The sequence below is a fragment of the Desulfocurvus sp. genome, from assembly GCF_023230885.1.
In the GTDB taxonomy this organism is placed as follows: Bacteria; Desulfobacterota; Desulfovibrionia; order Desulfovibrionales; family Desulfovibrionaceae; genus Desulfocurvus.
Genome location: NZ_JALNWM010000028.1, coordinates 1 through 20,784, shown reverse-complemented (window position 1 = coordinate 20,784; position 20,784 = coordinate 1). Strand labels below are relative to the sequence as shown.

Annotated in this window: 15 protein-coding genes and 1 tRNA gene; 3 read left to right on the top strand and 13 right to left on the bottom strand. The window is 71.6% G+C overall.

From position 1 onward, the window contains the following. The first annotated feature begins 284 nt into the window (after positions 1-284). A complete protein-coding gene (locus tag M0P34_RS03435) occupies positions 285-1,928 on the top strand; it encodes a glutamate synthase-related protein (protein ID WP_291496395.1) in 1,644 nt (547 codons plus the stop codon). Between the two features lie 144 nt (positions 1,929-2,072). On the opposite strand, the gene M0P34_RS03430 is transcribed toward M0P34_RS03435, so the two are convergent. The 3 genes from M0P34_RS03430 to M0P34_RS03420 are packed head-to-tail and all read right to left on the bottom strand — an operon-like array spanning position 2,073 to position 6,929. Continuing rightward, positions 2,073-5,192 (bottom strand): efflux RND transporter permease subunit, encoded by a 3,120-nt coding sequence (locus M0P34_RS03430; protein ID WP_291496393.1) that lies wholly within the window; start codon positions 5,190-5,192, stop codon positions 2,073-2,075. Continuing rightward, complete coding sequence (locus M0P34_RS03425; protein ID WP_291496391.1) at positions 5,189-6,280, bottom strand: efflux RND transporter periplasmic adaptor subunit; 1,092 nt, start codon at positions 6,278-6,280, stop codon at positions 5,189-5,191. The genes M0P34_RS03430 and M0P34_RS03425 overlap by 4 nt, the downstream gene beginning before the upstream one ends. Continuing rightward, positions 6,267-6,929 (bottom strand): TetR family transcriptional regulator, encoded by a 663-nt coding sequence (locus tag M0P34_RS03420; protein WP_291496389.1) that lies wholly within the window; start codon positions 6,927-6,929, stop codon positions 6,267-6,269. The genes M0P34_RS03425 and M0P34_RS03420 overlap by 14 nt, the downstream gene beginning before the upstream one ends. Before the next feature lie 409 nt (positions 6,930-7,338). Between M0P34_RS03420 and M0P34_RS03415 the strand changes: the two genes are divergently transcribed. Next, entirely contained in the window at positions 7,339-9,126 is a 1,788-nt protein-coding gene (locus tag M0P34_RS03415; RefSeq protein WP_291496387.1) for a long-chain fatty acid--CoA ligase, read from the top strand. Between the two features lie 119 nt (positions 9,127-9,245). Here the strand turns inward: M0P34_RS03415 and M0P34_RS03410 are convergent, their stop codons facing one another. The 10 genes from M0P34_RS03410 to M0P34_RS03365 form a co-directional block, all read right to left on the bottom strand. Then, a complete protein-coding gene (locus M0P34_RS03410) occupies positions 9,246-9,866 on the bottom strand; it encodes an NAD(P)H-dependent oxidoreductase (protein WP_291496385.1) in 621 nt (206 codons plus the stop codon). A 276-nt stretch (positions 9,867-10,142) separates the two neighbouring features. Further along, entirely contained in the window at positions 10,143-12,047 is a 1,905-nt protein-coding gene (gene dxs, locus M0P34_RS03405) for a 1-deoxy-D-xylulose-5-phosphate synthase (RefSeq protein WP_291496383.1), read from the bottom strand. Positions 12,048-12,123: 76 nt separating this feature from the next. Beyond that, entirely contained in the window at positions 12,124-13,017 is an 894-nt protein-coding gene (locus tag M0P34_RS03400; RefSeq protein ID WP_291496381.1) for a polyprenyl synthetase family protein, read from the bottom strand. Next, a complete protein-coding gene (gene xseB / locus M0P34_RS03395) occupies positions 13,010-13,237 on the bottom strand; it encodes an exodeoxyribonuclease VII small subunit (RefSeq protein ID WP_291496379.1) in 228 nt (75 codons plus the stop codon). The genes M0P34_RS03400 and xseB overlap by 8 nt, the downstream gene beginning before the upstream one ends. A 10-nt stretch (positions 13,238-13,247) precedes the next feature. Then, positions 13,248-14,126, bottom strand: coding sequence for a M23 family metallopeptidase (locus M0P34_RS03390; protein WP_291496378.1), 879 nt, complete (start codon positions 14,124-14,126; stop codon positions 13,248-13,250). Beyond that, entirely contained in the window at positions 14,123-15,589 is a 1,467-nt protein-coding gene (xseA, locus tag M0P34_RS03385) for an exodeoxyribonuclease VII large subunit (RefSeq protein ID WP_291496376.1), read from the bottom strand. Before xseA ends, M0P34_RS03390 begins: the two co-directional genes overlap by 4 nt. Positions 15,590-15,591: 2 nt before the next feature. Then, positions 15,592-16,209, bottom strand: coding sequence for a LysE family translocator (locus M0P34_RS03380; RefSeq protein WP_291496374.1), 618 nt, complete (start codon positions 16,207-16,209; stop codon positions 15,592-15,594). Between the two features lie 4 nt (positions 16,210-16,213). Continuing rightward, on the bottom strand, positions 16,214-17,965 hold the full coding sequence (locus M0P34_RS03375; protein ID WP_291496397.1) for a proline--tRNA ligase: 1,752 nt from the start codon (positions 17,963-17,965) through the stop codon (positions 16,214-16,216). Positions 17,966-17,973: 8 nt separating this feature from the next. Then, positions 17,974-19,101: a flavodoxin-dependent (E)-4-hydroxy-3-methylbut-2-enyl-diphosphate synthase gene (gene ispG / locus M0P34_RS03370; RefSeq protein WP_291496372.1), complete on the bottom strand. Its 1,128-nt coding sequence runs from the start codon at positions 19,099-19,101 to the stop codon at positions 17,974-17,976. A 265-nt stretch (positions 19,102-19,366) separates the two neighbouring features. Then, complete coding sequence (locus tag M0P34_RS03365) at positions 19,367-20,098, bottom strand: phosphoadenosine phosphosulfate reductase family protein (protein WP_291496370.1); 732 nt, start codon at positions 20,096-20,098, stop codon at positions 19,367-19,369. Between the two features lie 241 nt (positions 20,099-20,339). Here M0P34_RS03365 and M0P34_RS03360 point away from each other — a divergent pair. Continuing rightward, positions 20,340-20,416 (top strand) — tRNA-Arg (locus M0P34_RS03360). The last annotated feature ends 368 nt before the right edge of the window (positions 20,417-20,784 follow it).

Sequence of the window (20,784 nt, the reverse complement as noted above, 5' to 3'; positions counted from 1 at the left end):
GGGCACACGGGCTTCGCGGGCACACGGGCTTCGCGGGCACACGGGCTTCGCGGGCACACGGGCCCGGCCGCCCCCTGGGGGGGGCGGCCGGGCCCGTCGCGCGTCTGCCCGCCTCCCCGACCCCTTATTTTTCAACACTTTTTTTCTAATCGATTTCAAAGCCTTCGACGCGCGCGGCGCCATTCAGCGCACCGTCCGCACCGGCTGGAACTTGCAAATTTGTAGGCTTTGTCCTACCTCTTCTCCGTTTTGCAAACACTATTTTTACAAAAGGGGATTCTCTCATGAACCACTGGGCGAAGCAGAATGACGTGCTCGGGACCACCAACCGCGGCAACGCCATCGAATCCGGCCTGTGTACCCTGTGCCGGGCCGACTGCAAGGGCAAATGCGAGACCTGGCTCTCCAGCCTCAAGGGCCGGGCGACGCTCTACCCCCGCGATTTCGGCCTGGTCACCGCCGGCAGCGGCAACACCACCCAGAACGGTGTGTCCTACAACGCCCTGCGCATCCAGGGCGCCTGCTACGGCGCCCACGGCATGAACGGCAACGAGGACAAGGCCCGCTCGGGCGACTGCCTGTTCACCGATGTCAGCCTCGCCACCTCCTTCGGCAACACGGTCAAGACCCCCTGCCGCCTGCCGCTGATGACCGGCGCCCTGGGCTCGACCTTCATCGCCGCCAAATACTGGAACTCCTTCGCCGTGGGCTGCGCCCTGGCGGGCATTCCCATCGTCATCGGCGAGAACGTGGTCGGCGTGGACCGCGCCTCCGAGCTCGAAGGCGGACGCATCAAGAGCGCCCCCGAGCTGGAGCGGCGCATCCAGACCTACCTGCGCTACCACGACGGCATGGGCGCCATCCTCGTCCAGCTCAACGTGGAGGACGCGCGCAACGGCGTGGCCGAATACCTGGCCGAGAAATACGGCGACCGCATCGTCATCGAGCTCAAATGGGGCCAGGGCGCCAAGAACATCGGCGGCGAAATCGAGGTCACCAGCCTGGACTACGCCCTGTTCCTCAAGAAGCGCGGCTACCTCGTGGACCCCGACCCCGAGGCCCCCGGCGTGCGCGAGGCCTTCGAGTCCGGCGCCGTGCATTCCTTCGCCCGCCACAGCCGCCTGGGCTACACCGCCCAGAACAGCTACGAGCAGGTCCGCGAGGAGTTCATGAACTCCGTGGGCTACCTGCGCGGCCTGGGCTTCTCGCGCATCACCCTCAAGACCGGCGCCTACGGCATGGAAGGCCTGGCCATGGCCATCCGCCTGGCCAGCGAGACCGGGCTCGACCTGCTGACCATGGACGGCTCGGGCGGCGGCACGGGCATGAGCCCCTGGAACATGATGGAGCACTGGGGCGTTCCGAGCATCCTGCTGCACGCCAAGGCCCACGAGTACGCCAGCCTGCTGGCCGCCCGCGGCCAGCGCGTGGTCGACATGAGCTTCGCTGGCGGCTTCGCCCGCGAGACGAGCATCTTCAAGGCCCTGGCCCTGGGCGCGCCCTTCGTGAAGATGATCTGCATGGGCCGGGCCATGATGATCCCCGGCTTCCTGGGCACCAACATCGAGGGCGCCCTGCACCCCGAGCGCCGCGAGGCCATCAACGGCAACTGGGACAGCCTGCCCGCCACGGTGGCCGAGCACGGCCGCACCCCCGAGGAGATCTTCGGAGCCTGGCACAGCCTGTCCGCACGCCTGGGCAAGGACGAGATGTCCAAGATCCCCTACGGCGCCGTGGCCATCGTCACGCTCATGGACAAGCTCTCCGCCGGGCTCCAGCAGCTCATGGCCGGAGCGCGCCGCTTCGACGTGTCGGAAATCCGCCGCGAGGACATCGCCTCGGCCAACCGCGAAACCGAAAGCGAAACGGGCATCCCCTTCATCACCGAAGCCGGTGACGAAATCGCCCGGCGCATCCTGCTGGGCTAGGGCAGGCGCCAAAGACGGAGGCGCCTGGGCGCCCCCGCCCGCCAAATGAAAAGGCCGGACCCGCGAGGGCCCGGCCTTTTTCTTTGCCCCGCCAGGGCGGCGGGTGGGGGCCGCCCCGGGACGTGCCCGCGGCGGCCCGCCGCTTCACGGCGAGGGCACCCCGCCCCCGCGGCGCCGCCGCAGGCCCTCGTCGGTCAGGGAGCACAGCACGGGGACCACCACCAGGGTCAGCACCGTGGCCACCAGCAGGCCGAAGATCACGGCCACGGCCATAGGGCCCCACCACTGGGCCGTTTCGCTGCCCACCTCCCAGGAAAGGTTCAGGAAGTCGAAGCTGACCCCCGTGGCCATGGGCAGCAGGCCGAGGATGGTGGTCACGGCGGTGAGCAGCACCGGGCGGAAGCGCGTGGCCCCGGCCTGGGTCAGGGCCTCGCGCGGCGCCAGCCCCCGGGCCCGGAGCTGATTGTAGTAGTCGATGAGCACGATGGCGTTGTTGACCACCACCCCCGCGAGGCTGATCACGCCCACCCCGGTCATGATCACCGAGAACGAGGTGCCCGTGAGCACCAGCCCGGCGAACACGCCGATGAGCGACAGGACCACCGAGCTCAGGATGATGCACGGCGCCCGCAGGGAGTCGAACTGGGTGACCAGCACAAGGAAGATCAGGAACAGCGCGGCCACGAACGCCCGGCTCAGGAAGTCCGAGGCATCCTGCTGCTCCTTCTCCTCGCCGGTGAAGGCGTAGGACACCCCGCGCGGCAGCTCGATGGTGCGCATCACGGCGTCGACCTCGGCCCGGACCTGCCCGGCCGGGCGCCCGCTCACGTCGGCGGACACGGTGACCACGCGCTTCTGGTCGATGTGGCGGATGCCGCCGATGCCCCCGGTCATGCCCACGCGGGCCACGCTGGTCAGGGGGATGGGCTCGCCCTCCGGCCCCGAGACCGTCAGCCGCTCGATGCCCTCCAGGCTGGAGCGGTCCTTCCTGGGCAGCTTGGCCACGATGTCGTATTCGTCCTTGCCCTCGCGGTAGGTGCCGACCTTGACGCCGCCCACGGCGGCCCGGACGGTCTGGGCCACGGCGCTGGCCGAAAGGCCCATCAGGGCGGCCTTTTCCTTGTCGACGGCCACGCGGATCTCCGGCTTGCCGTGGATGTAGTCGGACTTGAGGTCCACCAGCCCGGGCACGCCCTTGATGCGCTCCATGACCCCGGCCGCCACCTGCCCGAGCACGGTCAGGTCCGGGCCCTGGATCTCCATGTTCACCGGCTCGCCCGCCGAGGGCGGCCCCATCGTCTCCTTCTCCACGCGCACGGTGGCGCCGGTGATGGCCGCGCCCAGGGCCGCGCGCAGTTCGTCCACCACCTCGGTGGAGGGCCGCGAGCGCTCGTGGAAATCCTTGAACTCCACCGTGAGCTGGGACACATGGGTTCCCGCGCTGCTGCTGCCGAAGGGGTCGCCCCCGCCGGAGCCCACCTGGGTCACGACGTGCAGCACGTCGGGCTGCTCCAGGCAGACGGCCTCGGCCTGGCGCACGATGCGGTCCGAGGCCTCCAGGTTGGTGCCCACGGGGGCCTCGATATGCACCCAGGCGCGCTCGGGATCCGAGGCGGGCAGGAACTCCACCCCCCGCCCGAAGGCCGCGAAGGCGCCCACCGAGGCGGCCAGGAGCGCCACCCCCAGCCCCGCCACGGCCAGCCGGTGCTCCAGGGCCCAGCCCAGGGCGCCCAGATAGCGCCCCTGGAGCCAGCCCAGGGCCCTGTCCTGGGGGCGGGGGGCGGCTTCCGCGGGCCGCACGGTCTGCAAGCGCGCCGAGAGCACCGGGTTGACCACCAGGGCCACGAACAGCGACGACGACAGGGCGATGATCACCGTCAGCGGCAGATAGAACATGAACTGGCCCATGATCCCGGGCCAGAAGAGCATGGGCGCGAAGGCGCCCAGGGTGGTCAGGGTGGAGGCGAACACGGGCCAGGCGACCTCGTCGGTGCCCGCCAGGGCCGCCCCGGCGCGGTCCGCGCCCTCCTGCATGTGGCGGTAGATGTTCTCGACGACCACGATGCCGTTGTCCACCAGCATGCCCAGGGCCAGGATCAGGGCGAAGAGCACGACCATGTTCAGGGTCACGCCCAGGGCCTGGAGCATGGCGAAGGTGATGAGCATGGACAGGGGGATGGACAGGGCCACGAACAGCGCCGAGCGCCCGCCGATGAACAGCAGCACCACCGCCAGGACGAGCACCAGCCCGGAGATGATGTTGTTCTCCAGGTCGGCGAACATGCTCTTGATGTCCTCGGACGCGTCGGAGGTCATGGTCACGGTCAGCGAGGGCGGCATGTCCTCGCGCAGTTCCCGCGCGGCGGCGCGCAGGGCGTCGACGATCTCCACCACGTTCTCGCCGCTGCGTTTGGTCACGGACACGGTCACGCTGTTCTGGCCGTCCATGCGCGCGATGATCTCCTGGTCCTTGGCGGCGTCCTCGATGCCGGCCACGTCGCGCAGGTACACGGGCCTGCCCCCGCGCGTGAAGGCCACCAGCGAACGGATCTCGTCGGGGTGCTGGAAGTCCTCGGGCACGCGCACCTGGTAGCGCTGGTCGCCGATGTCCATGGACCCGCCGGGCACGTTGACGTTGCCCTCCTCCACCGCCGTAAGCAGGCTGGAGAAAGGCATGCGGTAGAAGGCCACGCGGTCCAGGTCGAACAGGACGTGGATCTCGCGCTCCAGCCCGCCCAGGATCTCGGCGTCGAGCACGCCGGGGATGGCCTCGAAGCGGTCCTCGTAGGATTCGGCCAGGGACTTCAGGCGTTTGAGGCTGAACGGGCCGGACAGGACCACGTTGATGATCGGCTGGTCCGAAAAATTCATCTCGATGATGGCCGGGTCGTCGGGCAGGTCTGCGGGCAGGTCGGGCTTGGCCTGGTCCACCTTGTCGCGCACCTTCTGCAGGGCGTCGTCGATGTCGATGTCGGGCAGGAACTTCAGGGCGACGAGGCTCGAGCCGTCCTGGGAGATGGAACGCATTTCCTCCAGGTCCGACAAGCCCTTGAGCTTGCGCTCCAGGGGGATGGTCACCAGCTTTTCCATGTCCTCGGGGGCCACGCCCTCGTAGCCCGTGTCCACGAAGACGTAGGGGATGGTCACGTCGGGGTTGGATTCCAGGGGCAGGGAGGTGTAGGCCGCCGCCCCGGCCAGGGCCAGGAACACGGTGAGCACCAGCACCGCCGACTGGCGGGACAGGGCCGCGCGGTTGATGATCATTGCGCCACCACCCGGACGCCGTCCTCCACGGCCCCCTGCCCGGCGACGATGAGGCTCTCGCCGGGCTCAAGGCCCGAAAGCACCTGGACCAGCCCGCCCTGGATCACCCCCAGCTCCACCGCCCGCGCCCGGGCCAGGCCGCCCTCCTCCACGAAGACCAGCCGCTCGCCGCCCTTGTCCTGCAAGGCGGAAAGCGGCACGGCCACGGCGTTTTCGACCTCGCGGCGCAGGAAGGACGCCCGCGCGAGCATCCCGGGGCGGATGGCGCCGTCGGCGTTGTCCACCAAAACGCGCGCGGAGAAGGTGCGCGTGCCGCTGTCGGCCTTGGCGGAAACGAAGTCCACCCGGCCCTTCCAGCGGCGGCCGGGCCAGGCGTCCACGGTCACGTCGGCCTCGCTGCCGGGGGCGATGTAACGCACGTCCAGCTCGGGCACGCTGACCACGACCCGCACCACGTCGCGGTCCACCAACTCCAGGAGCCGCTGGCCCACGGTGACGAACTCGCCGGGATCGGCGTCCAGGGTTTCCACCACGCCCGCGATGGGCGCGCGCACCTCGCCCTGGGAGTACTCGGCGCGCGCCTCGGCGGCGGTGGCCCGGGCCACGTCCAGGGACGAGCGCGACTCGTCCAGCTCCTCGCGCGAGAGTACGTTTTCGCGATAGAGCCGCTCGCGGCGCCCGGCCTGGAGCTCGGCCAGCCGGCTGGACACCTCGGCCTGCTCCAGCTTGGCGCGCTTGGCGGCCACATCGATGCGCATGAGCACCTCGCCCCGGGCCACGCGCTGGCCTTCCTCGGGGCCGACCCAGGCCACGGCGCCCTCGGTCTCCGCCGAGAGCACCACGTCGGCGTCGGGCTCGGTTTCACCGGGCAGGGTCAGCACGTCGAGCAGCGTCATGGGCTGCACCCGCTGCACGCGCACCTGGACCCGGTGCCCGGGGTCGGCGCCCTTGGCGCCCGGCGCCGGAACCGAGCCCTTGTCCGTGCAGCCGCCCCCAAGAAGGCCCAGGCCCGCGAGCCCGGCCAGAAGCAGCGCCGCCAGCCGGAGGGCGCGCCCCCGGGGGCGCGCCGCGCCGTCATGCTTTGGCATCGTCATCCTCCTTCATCGCCCGGAGCCCTCCCAGGGCGAAGCGCGTCATCTGCCCGGCCATGCGCTCGATCTCGCCCTCCCGCGACAGGGCGGCAAGGAAGACCTGCGGGGCCGAAACGAAACCGACGAAATGCACCACCACCTGCGCCAGACTGGCGTCCACGGCGTCGCGCAGCCGGTCGCCCTCCACGGGCCCCAGCACGGCCTGCACCAGCGGGCGCATCCAGTCGTCCATGACCCGGTAGTTCTCCTGGCTTTGCGGCGACTCCTCCATGCCGCCCCCGCGCAGCAGCTCGCCCAGCCAGACCCGCGCCCGGCCGTGGGAGGCCCGGGGCTCTCCGGCGCCAAGGAACAGGCGGTTCAGCATGGCCCGGTAGAAGTCGCGCAGGCGCTCCTCCACGGGCGCCGCGGAACGGCAAGGCCCCAGGGGAAAACGCTCCTCGGCCTCGGCCTGCCAGGCGGACAGGACAGTGCGGTACAGCCCGCGCTTGTCGCGGAAATAGTAGTTCACGGCGGCCACGTTGGCCCCGGCCCGGGCGCATATCTCGCGCACGGTGGCGCCATCGAAGCCCTCGCGGGCGAACACGTCCGAGGCGGCGGCCAGGATCCTGTCCCGGGTCGGCGCCGGAGGCGCTTCAGCTGCGGTCATCGGGCTCGCCCTCCCTGTAAACAATGTTTGAAGTGAAGTTTGAAGCCCTGTATGAACTGCGCCCGGCAAAGTCAATGCCGGAATGGTCAAGATTGTTTTTCATCAATCTTTCCATGTGCATAAAATTGCACTACCCCTGCGGGAGCGGCCCCGGGCCCAAGGGTTTTCCCGCAGGCGGGTATACAACGGGGGCGCGATGATTTAGCGTCCGATGGATGCGTACGCCGCCACTTCGGCGGCGCGGCGGCGCAAGGAGGGGCGGACCCGCCCGCGCGGCGCCAAAACGCTTCACAGATTCCGATTTTCAGCTTATGAAACCCTGCCCGGCGCGTGGCCGGGCCCGGGGCGCCCCGCGACGGCGCGGGTCCCCCTTCCCCAGGCATGTCCCCCACCCGGCTGCGAGGCACGCATGACGGAATTCCCGCGCCCCTGGATCGCGCATTACGACCGCGAGGTCGATCCGCACATCAGCTACGAAAACATCCCCATCTTCGGCTACCTGGACCGCGCGGCGGAGAAATTCCCCAAGCGCAAGGCCGTGGTTTTCCGCAACTGGTCCATCACCTACGGCAAGCTGCGCCAGCAGTCCGAGGTCATCGCCGCCAACCTGCGCCGCCTGGGGCTGCAACCCGGCGAACGCATCTCCATCATGCTGCCCAACCTGCCCCAGACCATCCTGTCGTACTGGGGCGCCCTCAAGTCCGGGGCCGTGGTGGTGATGACCAACCCGCTGTACATGGAAAAGGAGTTGATCCACCAGATCAACGACGCGGGCTGCCGGTTCATGATCGTGCTTGACCATCTCTGGCCGAAGATCAAATCCGTGCAGGACCGGCTGCCCGGGGTGGAGAAGTACATCGTCACCTCCATCGCCGACTGCCTGGGCCTGCCGCTGAATCTGCTCTACAAGATCAAGGCGAAAAAGGAGAACATGTTCACCGACGTGCCCGTCGACGGCACGCGGGTGGTGCGCTGGAAGCCGCTGACCAAGGGCGAGGAACGCATCAGCCGCCCCCCGGCGGACCCGCGCAAGGACATCGCCCTGCTGCAATACACCGGCGGCACCACCGGCATCTCCAAGGGCGTGATGATCACCCACCGCAACATGACGGCCAACGTCCAGCAGTGCCACGCCATCCTGCATTCCCTGGGCCGCGAGCACCATACGTTCCTGGACATCCTGCCCTTTTTCCACATCTACGGCCTGACCGTGGGCCTGAACCTGCCCACCAGCATCGGCGCCACCATGCTGCCCGTGCCGCGCTTCGTGCCCCAGGACCTGATCAAGGTCATCAAGACCGCCAAGCCGAGCATCTTCCCGGGCGCCCCGGCGGTCTACGCCGCCCTGCTGCACCAGAAGAACCTCGACCCCGCGGCCTTCAAGTCCCTGCGGGTCTGCGTGTCGGGGTCGGCGCCCATCCCGGTGGAGATGATGCGCGAGTTCGTGCGTCTCACCGAATCGGAGATCGTGGAGGGCTACGGGCTCACCGAGGCGTCCCCCGTCACGCACTTCAACCCCCTGACGGGCGTGAAGAAGGCCGGGTCCATCGGCCTGCCCCTGCCCGGCACCGACTGCCGCATCGTGGACATGGACGTGGGCCAGATCAACCTGCCCGCGGGCAAGAAGGGCGAGCTCATCGTGCGCGGGCCGCAGGTCATGTCCGGCTACTGGCAGCGCCCCGACGAGACGGCCAACGTCCTGCGCAACGGCTGGCTCTACACCGGCGACATCGCCACCATGGACGACGAAGGCTACTTCACCATCGTGGACCGCAAGAAGGACCTGATCATCTCCAGCGGCTACAACATCTACCCGCGCGAGATCGACGAGGTGCTCCACGAGCACCCCAAGATCAAGGACGCCGTGGCCGTGGGCATCCCCCACCCCTCGCGCGGGGAGATCGTCAAGGTCTATGTGGTGCTGCACGAGGGCCAGGAGATGACCAAAAGCGAGGTCATCGCCTGGTGCCGCCAGAAACTGGCCAAGTACAAGCTGCCCCGGCAGGTGGAGTTCCGCGCCGAGCTGCCCAAGACCATGGTCGGCAAGGTGCTGCGCCGGGCCCTGCGCGCCGAGGAGGCCGAAAAGGCCGAGGCCCGCGCCGCGCGGCGCGCGGCGCGCAAGGCCGCCGGACAGGCTCCCGAGGCCCGCGACGACGAGCCCGCCGACGACAATACCGAGGGTTCCGACCTGGAGTAGCCGGGCGCAGGAGCGGCCGCCCCGGGCCGCGGCCCGGCCTCGACGAAACGCCCCGCGCGGCCTGGCCGCGCGGGGCGCTTTGCTTTCCGCCCGCCGGGGGGCCGGGCGCCCCGGCCCGGCTAGAAGCCCCGGGCCAGCTCCGCCGCGCGGACCACCGCGTCGGAACGCCGCGACTCGCGCCCGTCCAGGAGCATGCCCCGGGCCTCGGCCCAGACCACGTCGGTGATGCCGATGAACCCCAGGATCATGCGCAGCCAGGTGGACTGGTAGTCCCAGGTCTCCACCGGGTTGCCCTCGGCGTAGGTGCCGCCGCTGGCGTAGGCCACGAAGGCCTTCTTGCCCTCGAGCATCCCGAAATAGCCCTTCTCGTTCATGCCCACGGTGTAGCCGGGCTGGACGATGATGTCGAAATACTGCTTCAGGCGGTAGGGCACCCCGAAGTTCCACATGGGCACGGCAAACGCGTAGCGGTGAAAGGACGCGAAGTCCTCGATGACGGCCTCCACCTCGGTCCAGGCGCGCTTTTCGTCCAGGGAGTGGCTCCGGCCGTGCATGATATTGTACTTGGCCATGATGCGGTCGCCGTCGAAGGGCGGCAGGTCCATCTCGAACAGGTTGCGCACCGCGACCTCGGCCCCGGGGTTCACGGCCTTCCACTGCTCCACGAAGGCGTCGGCCACGGCCACGGAATGCGAACGCGACCCGCGCGGGGACGCCTTGATATACAAAAGCCTGTTCACGGTTTCCTCCTTGTCCGGCGCCCGCCGGACGGCGGGGGGTTCTTGATCGTGCCCGCAGGCTAACGCGTTTTTGCGGCCCGCGGCAACGGGGGCGCCGGGGGGGGAGGCGCCGGGGCGGGGAGGCACGGGGCAAGCGCGCCGGGCCGGGGGCGCCGCCGGTGCCGGGCCGGACGAAGCCGCCCGGCCCCCGGCTGCCGCCCGGCGCCCGCAAAAAAAACGGCCCGGTCGCCCGGGCCGTTCCCCGCCACGGCATCGTGGCCGGACCCCGCCGGGGCGCTACGCCCCGAGCAGCTCCAGCAGCGCGGCCTTGATACCTTCGCTGTCCAGGCCCAGGCGGGCGCGCAGCTGCTTCTGCTTGCCGTGCTCCACGAAGGCATCGGGCAGGCCCAGGCGGCGCACGGTGCGTCCGGCCAGCAGGTCGCGGTCGGCCAGAGCCTCCAGCACCGCCGAGCCGAAGCCGCCCGCCAGGGCGTTCTCCTCCACCGTGAGCACCCGCGTGGTACCCGCCACCAGGGCGACGATCTGCTCCACGGGCAGCGGGCGCACGAAGCGCGCGTTGAACACGCCCACCCGGTGCCCGGTTTCGGCGGCGATTTCCCGCGCGGCCTCCAGGGCCGGGTGCACCCGGCCGCCTATGGCCAGCACCAGGGCATCGGCCCCCTCGCACAGCAGCTCGCCCCGGCCCAGGGGCAGGGGCGCGGGCTCGGCGTCCAGGGGCGCGCCGACGCCCACCCCGCGCGGATAGCGCAGGGCCACGGGCCCGTCGTGCCCCAGCGCCGTGACCAGCATCCGCGCCAGCTCCGCCTCGTCCGCCGGGACCATGAAGGTCAGGTTGGGGATGTGGCGCAGAAAGCTCAGGTCGAAGGCGCCGTGGTGGGTCGGCCCGTCCTCGCCCACCAGCCCGCCGCGGTCCAGGCACAGGGTCACGGGCAGGTTTTGCAGGCACACGTCGTGGACGATCTGGTCGTAGGAGCGCTGCATGAACGTCGAGTAGATGGCCACCACCGGCCGGAAGCCCTGGGTGGCCAGTCCGGCGGCGAAGGTCACGGCGTGCTGCTCGCAGATGCCCACGTCCACGAAGCGGTCGGGCATCTGCTCGGCGAAGGCCGCAAGCCCCGTGCCCTCGGGCATGGCGGCGGTGATGGCCACCACGCGCTCGTCGGCCTCGGCCAGGCGCAGCAGCGTGCGGCCGAAGACCTCGGTGTACGACGGCAGCGAGCAGGGGCCGAACTTCAGGGCCGCGCCCGTCTCGGGCTCGAAGCAGCCCACCCCGTGAAAATAGGTCGGGTTCGACTCGGCGGGCTGGTAGCCCCGGCCCTTGGTGGTCAGCACATGCACCAGCACCGGGCCTTCCATCTCGTGGACATGGCGGAACACGTCCGTCAGCCCGTCCACGTTGTGGCCGTCGAAGGGGCCCAGGTAGTTGAAGCGGAAGGCCTCGAAGAGGATGCCCGGGGTGAAGAAGTGCTTGAAGGCCTCCTCGGACTTGCGCGCGTAGTCGGCCAGGTCGCCGCCGATGCGCGGAACCTGCTTGAGCAGGGCCTCCACGTCCTTCTTGAAGCGCACCACCCAGCGCTTGGTGATGCTCTTGGAGATGAACTGCGACAGGGCGCCCACGTTGCGCGAGATGGACATCTCGTTGTCGTTGAGCACCACGACCATGTCGCTGCCCATGCCCCCGGCCTGGTTCAGGCCCTCGAAGGCCAGCCCGGCGGTCATGGAGCCGTCGCCGATGACGGCCACGACCTTGCGGTCCTCGCGGCGCAGGTCGCGGGCCACGGCCATGCCCAGGGCGGCGGAGATGGACGTGGACGAATGGCCCACGCCGAAGTGGTCGTACGGGCTCTCGCTCATCTTGGGAAAGCCGCTCAGGCCGCCCAGGGTGCGCAGGGAGCCGAAGCGGTCGGCCCGGCCCGTGAGCAGCTTGTAGCCGTAGGCCTGGTGGCCCACGTCCCACACGATGCGGTCCTGGTCGGGGTCGAAGACCCTGAGCAGGGCCAGGGTCAGCTCCACCACGCCCAGGGAAGGCGCCAGATGCCCGCCGTTGGCGGCCACGGTCTCGATGATGCGCGCGCGCATCTCCGCCGCCAGGGCCGTCAGCTCGGCGGAGTTCAGTTCCTGAACGTCCCTGGGCCGCGCGATGCGCGGCAGGATCGGCTCCCGGGGAGTGGTTTCATCCATCGTTTTCACTTTGCGGGCCATGTTCGGTCGGTCCTTGTGGCCGGGCGGGCAGAGGCGGACCCGCCCGGGGTTGCCGTCAGTTGGTGCGCTCCACCACATATGCCGCCAGGTGGCCCAGGAAATCCACCTGCGGGCCCTGGTAGCCCTGCAGGGCCCTGTTGGCCTGCACGGCGCACTGGATGGCCATGACCCGGCTCTCCTCCAGGCCCACCAGCGAGGGGTAGGTGTTCTTGCCCTGGCCCTGGTCGCTGCCCACGGGCTTGCCCAGCTCGCGCTGGTCGCCGACAACGTCGAGGATATCGTCGGCGATCTGGAAGGCCATGCCCAGGTGCTTGCCGTAGTCCAGGGCGTTTTGCATGTCCGTCTCCCCGCCGCCGCCCAGGATGCACCCGGCCAGGCACGAGGCGGTGATGAGCGCCCCGGTCTTCAGGGAGTGCATGCGTTGCAGGTCGCGCAGCTCCACGCCCGCGCGCCCGGTCAGCTCCATGTCGATCTGCTGGCCGCCGACCATGCCGCTCGGCCCGGCGCCGTAGGCCACCACCGCCGCGGCCTGGAGCACCCGCTCGGCGGGCACCTCGGTGACGCCGAGCATCAGGCTGAACGCCTCGGTGAGCAGCGCGTCGCCCGCCAGGATGGCCGTGGCCTCGCCGAAGACCTTGTGGCTGGTGGGCTTGCCCCGGCGCAGGTCGTCGTTGTCCATGGCCGGCAGGTCGTCGTGGATCAGCGAATAGGTATGGATGCACTCGATGGCCGCCGCGAAGGGCACCACGGGCCCCGAGGGCGTCCCCGCAATTTCGGCCCAGACCAGGCACAGCACGGGCCGCAGGCGCTTGCCCCCGGCCAGCAGGCTGTAGCGCATGGCCTCGGCCAGCCGGGGCGCCACGTCGCGGCCCTCCAGAAAGGTTTCGAGGTGCCGTTCCACCGCCGCCGCATAGTTGGCCAGGGTCTTCTTCACGTCCACGTCAGGCATCGCCGTCCTCCGGTTCGAACTCGCGCAGCACTCCGTCGGCCAGGATGGTCACCTCGTTGCGGGCCTTGTCCAGGCTCTCGCGGCAGCTCCTGGCCAGGGCCACACCCTGGCGGAAAAGGTCCACGCCCTCCTCCAGGGGCAGCTCGCCGCCCTCCAGCCGCTCCACGATCTCCCGCAGCCGGGCCATGCGGGCCTCGAAACCGTCCTTGTCCTCGCTCATGCGCGCTCTCCTATTCTGGTCTGATGGTGCCGGTGAACAGCGGCGTGGGGTCCACCAGCTCGCCATACACCGACAGGCCGAAATGCAGGTGCGGGCCCGTGACCCGCCCGGTGCTGCCCACCTCGCCCAGCACGTCCCCGGCGCCCAGGGTGTCGCCGGGGCGCACCAGGATCCGCGAGAGGTGGAAATACATGCTCACCAGCCCCTGGCCGTGGTCCACATAGACGCTCCGGCCCGCGAAGTAATGCTCCGCCGCCAGGACCACCGTGCCCGGGGCCAGGGCCCGCACGGGCTGGCCCTGGGGGCCGCGCAGGTCCAGCCCGCGATGCGGCGCGCGGGGCTCGCCGTTGAAGAAGCGCCGCAGCCCGAAAGCGCTGGACACCCCGCCCGGCACCGGGCGCACGAACTCCCGGCCCCAGGCCCGGGGCCGGGACGTGTCGGCCAGCACCCGGCGCACCTCGGCCCGTTCGAGCTCGTGGCGCGCCAGGGCCTCGGGCCCCGGGTGGACCATCTCGCGGGCCACCTTGAGCCGCTGCTCGGGAAAGTCGCGGGCGGCCACGCGCACCTCGCGCTCCAGGGCCAGCGGCCCGCCGGGGCCGTCCAGCAGCGCGACCAGGCGCACCGGCCCCGGGGCCGCGTCCAGGCCCACCCCCAACAGCACCGGGGCCTCCCAGCGCCCGTTCCGCTCCCGGGGGACGCACCGGGCGCGCACGGCCCCGAACTGCACGCGCACCGCGCCGATGGCCTCGTCGGCCACCACGCGCGCCAGGAACGGCAGCCCCTGGCCCACCTCGCCCGGGCACTCCAGGCGCACCCCGGCCCAGGCCGGCCCGGCCCACAGGGCCGCCAGGGCCGCCAGGGCCAGCACCAGCAGGCGCAACCGCGTCATCGCTCCCCTCCGTCCGCCCCGGGGCGCACCGCCAGCACCCGCGCGCCCACGACGCCGTCGGCCATGCGGATGTCCAGCTCCTGCCCGGGCGCGGCCTCGGCCGCGCCGCGCAGCAGGCGCCCCGTGGCCGCCACGCGCACCAGCCCGTACCCCCGGGCCAGTGGCGCCTCGGGGTCCACCGCGCCCAGGCGCGATTCCAGCAGGGCCAGGGCCTGGGCCGCGCCCCGGGGGCCGGTCGGCCCGGCCAGGGCCAGGCGCCGCTCCAGGGCCCGGGCGGCCTCGGCCTGGCGCAACAGCGCCCGCGCCGCCCGGGGCAGGCGCAGGGCCAGGGCGCGCAGCCCCGCCCGCCGCCGGGCCACGGCCCGGGGCCCGAAGGCGGCGCCAAGGGCCGCCTCGCAGCGCGCCAGCTCGGCCGAGCGCCCCCCGGTCAGGGCCGCGCCCGCGCGCAGCAGGTCGCGCAGGCTCGTGTCCAGCCGCTCGCCCATGCGCGCCAGCCGCTGGGCCGGCGACAGCCAGCGCAGCGCCTTTTCCATCTGCCCCAGGGCGGCCTGGCGGCGCTCCAGGAGCCCGCCCGCCGCAGCGAAAAGTCCCTGCTCCAACACGTCCACCCGCTGCATGAGCGCCCCGCGCTCGGGCCACAGCAGCTGCGCCGCGTGGCTGGGCGTGGCGGCGCGCACGTCGGCCACCAGGTCGGCGATGCTCGTATCCACCTCGTGGCCCACGCCGCAGACCACCGGCAGGCTCGCGCGGAACACGGCCGCGGCCACGGGCTCGGTGTTGAAGGCCCACAGGTCCTCCAGGGAGCCGCCGCCGCGGATGAGCGCCACCACCTCGGCCCAGCCGTCGGCGCAGGCCGCGTCCAATGCGGCGGCCACCCGCGCCGGGGCCTGCTCGCCCTGGACCAGGGTCGGATAGATGCGGATGGCGCAGCCCCAGCCGCGCTCCCCGGCCAGGCGCAAAAAGTCGCGGACGGCCGCGCCTGTAGGCGCGGTGACCACGGCCACCCGCGCCGGGTGCGGCGGCAGGGGCCGCTTGCGCCCGGGGTCGAAATAGCCCAGCCCCGCCAGCCGCGCCTTCATGGCCTCGAACTGCATGGCCAGCTGCCCGGCGCCCTGCTCCTGCACCAGCTCGGCCACAAGCTGGTAGGCGCCCTGGGGCTCGAACACCGACAGCCGCCCGGCCACCAGCACGCTGGCGCCCTCGGTCAGCTCGGCGGTGCAGCCGTGTTCGAGCACCTCGCCGGTGCGCGGGTCCACCCCACCGGGGGCCACGCAGCGCTGACTGCGCCGGAACCAGACCACCGGCAGCCGCGACTGCCCGTCCTTGAGGCTGAAGTACAGGTGCCCGCTGGCCGGGCGGCTGACGCCGCCCACCTCGCCGCGAACCCACACGAAGGGGAACTGGCTCTCCAGCACCTCCCGCACGGCCCGCGTCAGCTCCCCGACCTCGAAGATATGCGGCATGGCTACTCCGCCGCCACCGCCACGCCGCAGCCGATCATCACCGTGCCCGCGCCGCGGTTGGCCACGGTCCACAGCCGGGTGGAGCGCACGGCCCGGCGGCCCCGGGCGGCCACCCAGGCGTAGCCCACCGGCACAAGCAGGACGATGGGCAGGATCACGGCCACGATGATGCCCACGCGGACGGGGGTCAGGGCCGTCATGTCCACGAAGGCGGGCAAAAAGCCGCAGTAGAAGGCGATGGCCTTGGGGTTGCCCAGGGACACGCACATCCCGCCCAGGAAGAAGCGCCCGCCCGCCCGGGGCGCGGGCGGGGCCCCCGCGGCCAGGGACGCGGGCGGCTTGGCCATCCAGGCCCGCAGGCCCATCCACACCAGGTACGCGGCCCCGGCGTAGCGCAGGACGACGAAGCCGTCGCCCAGCTGCGCGGCAATCCAGCCCAGGCCCAACAGAGCCGTCAGCAGGTAGACCATGTCCCCGGCGGCCTGCCCGGCGGTCCACAGCACCGCCGGGCGGAAGCCGCGCGCCAGGGCCTGGGCCACAATGGCCATGACCCCCGGCCCGGGAATGAGGGCGAAGACGATGGTGGCCCCGGCCAGGGCGAGCAGGGATTCGGCGTTCATGACGCTACCGGCACTCCTCGACGCCGTCCCCGGTGCCCAGGCCCCAGCCGCACCACACGGCCCGGCGCCACAGGGCCACCTCGCGGGCGAAGTGCTCCACGGGCAGCTCGGTCTTCTCGCCGCTGCGCCGGTCCTTGCACTCCACAACGCCCCGGGCCAGGCCCTTGCCGCCCACCACGCACTGCAACGGGAAGCCGATGAGGTCGGCGTCCTTGAACTTCACGCCCGGGCGCTCCTCGCGGTCGTCCAGGACCACGTCCGCCCCGGCGGCGCGCAGGGCGGCGGCGACCTCCTCGGCCCGCGCCAGGACGGTCTCGTCCTTGGGGTCCAGGCACAGGACCACGGCCTCGAAGGGCGCCACCGGCGGCGGGAACACGATGCCCGCCTCGTCGTGGTTCTGCTCGATGCACGCGGCGACCACGCGGGTCACGCCGATGCCGTAGCAGCCCATGATGGTGGTCCGCTCCTTGCCCGCCTCGTCCAGGAAGCGCGCGCCCAGGGCCTCGGAATACTTGGTGCCCAGCTTGAAGACGTGGCCGACCTCGATGCCCCGGGGCAGGCCCAGGGGGCCCGAGCAGCGCGGGCAGGGGTCCTTGGCGGTGATGGTCCGCAGGTCGCGGTACTCGATCTTGGCCGCCACGTCGCGGCCCAGGCACAGGTGGCGGAAGTGGGCGTCGGCCTTGTTGGCCCCGACGACGTAGTCCGTGGCCGTGCGCAGCTCCTGGTCGGCCAGGATGCGCGCCACGCCAAGGCCCACGGGCCCGGCGAAGCCCACGGGCGCGCCGGTCCACTCCCGGACCCGCTCGGGGCTGGCCATGCGCAGCTCGGCGCAGCCCAGGGCGTTCTTGAGCTTGATCTCGTTCAGCTCGCGGTCGCCGCGCACCAGCGCCGCCACGGGCTGGCCGTCGGCGTCGTAGAGCAGGGTCTTGATCACCTGGGTCGGGTTCACGTCCAGCAGGGCGGCGACCTCCTCCACGGTGTGCGCGCCGGGGGTGGGCACCTCGGTCAGGCGCGGCCCCTCCTCGGGGCTGGGGTCGAACTTGCCGCGCACCTCGGCCTTCTCCAGGTTGGCCGCATAGTCGCAGGCCTGGCACACGGCGATGGTGTCCTCGCCCGTGTCGGCCAGGACCATGAACTCGTGGGAGAAGCTGCCGCCGATGGACCCGGAGTCGGCCTCCACGGGCCGGAAGCGCAGCCCCAGGCGCGAGAAGATGGCCATGTAGGCGTCGTACATGGCGCGGTAGCTCTTCTCGGCCCCGGCCTCGTCGGCGTCGAAGGAGTAGGCGTCCTTCATGATGAACTCGCGGCAGCGCATGAGCCCGAAGCGCGGGCGGATCTCGTCGCGGAACTTGCCCTGGATCTGGTAGAGGTTCAGGGGCAGCTGGCGGTAGGAACGCACCTCGCCGCGGACCAGGTCGGTGACCACCTCCTCGTGGGTGGGGCCCAGGCAGTAGTCGCGCCCGTGGCGGTCCTCGAAACGCAGGAGCTCCTTGCCGTAGTGCTCCCAGCGGCCCGACTCGCGCCACAGGTCGCCGGGCTGGACCGTGGGCATGAGGATCTCCTGGGCTCCGGCGCGGTCCATCTCCTCGCGCACGATGGCCGCGACCTTGTTCACGGCCCGCAGGCCCAGGGGCAGGATGGTATAGATGCCCGAGGTCAGCTTGCGGATCATGCCCGCGCGCACCAGGAGCTTGTGGCTCACCACCTCGGCGTCGCCCGGGGCCTCCTTGAGGGTCGGGGCGTACAGGGTGCTCATCTTCGTCGTCATGGGGTCTCCTTCTTGCGTTCTTCGAGAAATTTCTCCAGCTCGTCCATGAACTCGGGCAGCAGGTTCCCGGCCCCGCGCACCGTGCGGACCACCTCGCCCCGGCGGAAGATCAGGCCCTTGCCCCGGCCTCCGGCGATGCCGATGTCCGCGCCCCGGGCCTCGCCGGGGCCGTTGACCACGCAGCCCATGACCGCCACGGTGAACACGTCCGTCACCGGGCGCAGGCGCTCCTCCACGGCCCGGGCCAGCTCGGCCAGGGCGATCTCGGTGCGCCCGCAGGTCGGGCAGGAGACGATCTCCGGGCCGCGTGCGCGAAGGCCCAGGGAGCGCAGCAGCTCCCAGGCCACGTCCATCTCGGCCACGGGGTCGCCCGTGAGCGACACGCGCACGGTGTCGCCGATGCCGTGGTAGAGCAGCACACCGAGGCCCACGGACGACTTGACCGTGCCGCGCCCGGGAGTGCCCGCCTCGGTGACGCCGATGTGCAGCGGATAGTCGCAGCGCCCGGCCAGCAGGCGGTAGGCCGCGATGGTCGCGGGCACGCTGGATGCCTTGACCGATATCTTGATGTCGAAAAAGTCGCGTTCCTCCAGCAGGCGGACGTGCTCCAGGGCGCTTTCGACCATGGCCTCGGGCGTCGGCCCGCCGAAGCGCGCCAGCAGGCGCCTGTCCACCGAGCCGGAGTTGACCCCGATGCGCATGGGCACCCCGGCGGCCTTGGCCGCGCGGACCACGGCGTCCACCTGGGCCGCCCCGCCGATGTTCCCGGGGTTGATGCGCAGCCCGTCCACCCCCGCGTCCACGGCCATGAGGGCCAGGCGGTGGTCGAAGTGGATATCGGCCACCAGGGGCACGGGCGCGGCGCGGCGGATGTCCGCCAGGGCGCGGGCGGCGTCCTCGTCCAGCACGGCCAGGCGCACGATCTCGCACCCGGCCCCGGCCAGGGCCTCGATCTGGGCCAGGGTGGCGCCCACGTCGCGGGTGTCGGTGTTGGTCATGCTCTGCACGGCCACGGGATGGCCGCCGCCGATGGGCACCCCGCCCACGCGCACCACGCGCGAGGCCCGGCGCGGGGGCCGGAAGGGGTCGGTCTGGGGGGCGTGGGCGTGGCCTGCGGTGCTCATTGGTTGCGGCTCGTGGTCTGCGGCGTGTCGAAGAGATGCGTTGTTATCCCATTTCCCGCGCCAAGCCAAGGACAACCCGCCCCCCGGCCCCGGGCGGACGGCGCGAAACGGGCACCCGGGCGGACGCCGCCGCCGGGCATCGGCGCGACCGGCCCGGGCGGGCGGCGCAACGCGGGCACCCGGAACCGGGGGGCGGGCGGCTAGAAGTAGCCCAGGGAGCGCGTTACCTGGGGCTGTGAATTTTCCGTTCCAGCGGGGCGGGCGGCTAGAAATAGCCCAGGGAGCGCAGGGTTTCCATGTGCCGCTCCTTGTCCTGGTCGCGGCCCGAGCGTTCCCCGGCGCCGGGGCCGGGCAGGGCCGTGCAGGGCGCGCAGCCCAGGGAACGGTAGCCCTGGCCGTAGAGCGGGCAGAAAGGCAGGCCGTGGTCGAGGATGGCGGCCCAGACATCGAATTCCGTGAAATGCCACAGCGGGGCCAGACGCAGGTGCGGCGGCTCGGCGTGGAACCCGGCGGCCGGGCGCGCGGCGCGGGCCGGGTGCTCGTCGGCGCGCACGCCGGTGACCAGGGCCGCCAGCCCCAGGGCGGCCACCGCCCGCGCCAGGGGCAGCACCTTCAGGTCGCGGCAGCAGGCCACCTTGTCCACGGCCACGGGGTAGACCTCCAGGTCCACCTCCGGCCGGGCGACGTGCAGGTCCAGGCCCCAGTCGCGGGCCAGGGCGTCGCGCAGGGCCAGCACCTGCGGAAACTTGAGGCCCGTGTCCAGGTTCACGGCCCGGGGCCGCACCCCGGGGGCGACCTCCGCCAGCACCGACCGCCACAGCCACAGGGCCAGGGTCGAGTCCTTGCCGCCGGTCCAGGCCACGGCCACGCGCCGCGGCCCGGCGGCCAGGGCCGCCGCACGCAGGAAGCTCCGGGCCGCCGCCAGGCGGTCCTCCAGCACGGGCCCGCCCGGGGCCAGGGGCGGCAGGGCCGCCAGCAGGGTCTGCGGATCGTTCATGGCGTCGTGTTCCTTGCGGGAGCTTCGCCCGGGGGCGCGGGCACCCGGCGCACCGCCCCGATACCCCAGCCCCGACCCATTGGCAACGCCGCCGGGCGGCCGCCCCCGGGGAGGCCGCACTTCGCGGGGCGCCCGTCCGGCGCGGCCTCCCGGGGCCCGGATCAAAAAAAATTCGCCCCGATGAAAATTCCTCCTTGACGCCCACGGCAAAGGAGCCTAAAAACCGACCTCTCAACAGCGTGGGCTCGTAGCTCAGTCGGATAGAGTGCCTGGCTACGAACCAGTAGGTCGCAGGTTCGAATCCTGCCGGGCCCACCACGAAAGGAACAGGGACCATCGGTCGAGAGCCGGTGGTCCCTTTTTCCATGCCCATTCCCCATGCCGCGCGCGGCCCCGCGCCCCCGCGCCCGCACTCCGCCTGCCCTGCGCCGGACTCATGCCCCCTGCCCCGCGCCCCCTGTCCGCGCCGCCGCCAGCCCGCGCCAGATGGGCAAGTCCGGCGGTGTCCGGCGGTGTCCGGCCGCACCCGCGCCCCCGCACTGCTCATGGAGGTCGCCCCTGCCCCGCATCCCCAGCCCATGCCCCCTGTCCCGCGCCTCCTGCCAGCGCCGCGCACCCCGCGCGCCGGGCCTTGCGGGGTTTTGTGCACCCGAGGTTGCACCAGGGCGGGGAAGCTGCTAACAGTG

Coding starts and splice junctions, on each gene's coding strand:
- M0P34_RS03430 (WP_291496393.1), bottom strand. CDS start 5,192: ATGATCATCAACCGCGCGGCCCTGTCCCGCCAGTCGGCGGTGCTGGTG.
- ispG (WP_291496372.1), bottom strand. CDS start 19,101: ATGAGCACCGCAGGCCACGCCCACGCCCCCCAGACCGACCCCTTCCGG.
- dxs (WP_291496383.1), bottom strand. CDS start 12,047: ATGGATGAAACCACTCCCCGGGAGCCGATCCTGCCGCGCATCGCGCGG.
- xseA (WP_291496376.1), bottom strand. CDS start 15,589: ATGCCGCATATCTTCGAGGTCGGGGAGCTGACGCGGGCCGTGCGGGAG.
- M0P34_RS03365 (WP_291496370.1), bottom strand. CDS start 20,098: ATGAACGATCCGCAGACCCTGCTGGCGGCCCTGCCGCCCCTGGCCCCG.
- xseB (WP_291496379.1), bottom strand. CDS start 13,237: ATGAGCGAGGACAAGGACGGTTTCGAGGCCCGCATGGCCCGGCTGCGG.
- M0P34_RS03425 (WP_291496391.1), bottom strand. CDS start 6,280: ATGCCAAAGCATGACGGCGCGGCGCGCCCCCGGGGGCGCGCCCTCCGG.
- M0P34_RS03400 (WP_291496381.1), bottom strand. CDS start 13,017: ATGCCTGACGTGGACGTGAAGAAGACCCTGGCCAACTATGCGGCGGCG.
- M0P34_RS03415 (WP_291496387.1), top strand. CDS start 7,339: ATGACGGAATTCCCGCGCCCCTGGATCGCGCATTACGACCGCGAGGTC.
- M0P34_RS03435 (WP_291496395.1), top strand. CDS start 285: ATGAACCACTGGGCGAAGCAGAATGACGTGCTCGGGACCACCAACCGC.
- M0P34_RS03380 (WP_291496374.1), bottom strand. CDS start 16,209: ATGAACGCCGAATCCCTGCTCGCCCTGGCCGGGGCCACCATCGTCTTC.
- M0P34_RS03390 (WP_291496378.1), bottom strand. CDS start 14,126: ATGACGCGGTTGCGCCTGCTGGTGCTGGCCCTGGCGGCCCTGGCGGCC.
- M0P34_RS03375 (WP_291496397.1), bottom strand. CDS start 17,965: ATGAGCACCCTGTACGCCCCGACCCTCAAGGAGGCCCCGGGCGACGCC.
- M0P34_RS03420 (WP_291496389.1), bottom strand. CDS start 6,929: ATGACCGCAGCTGAAGCGCCTCCGGCGCCGACCCGGGACAGGATCCTG.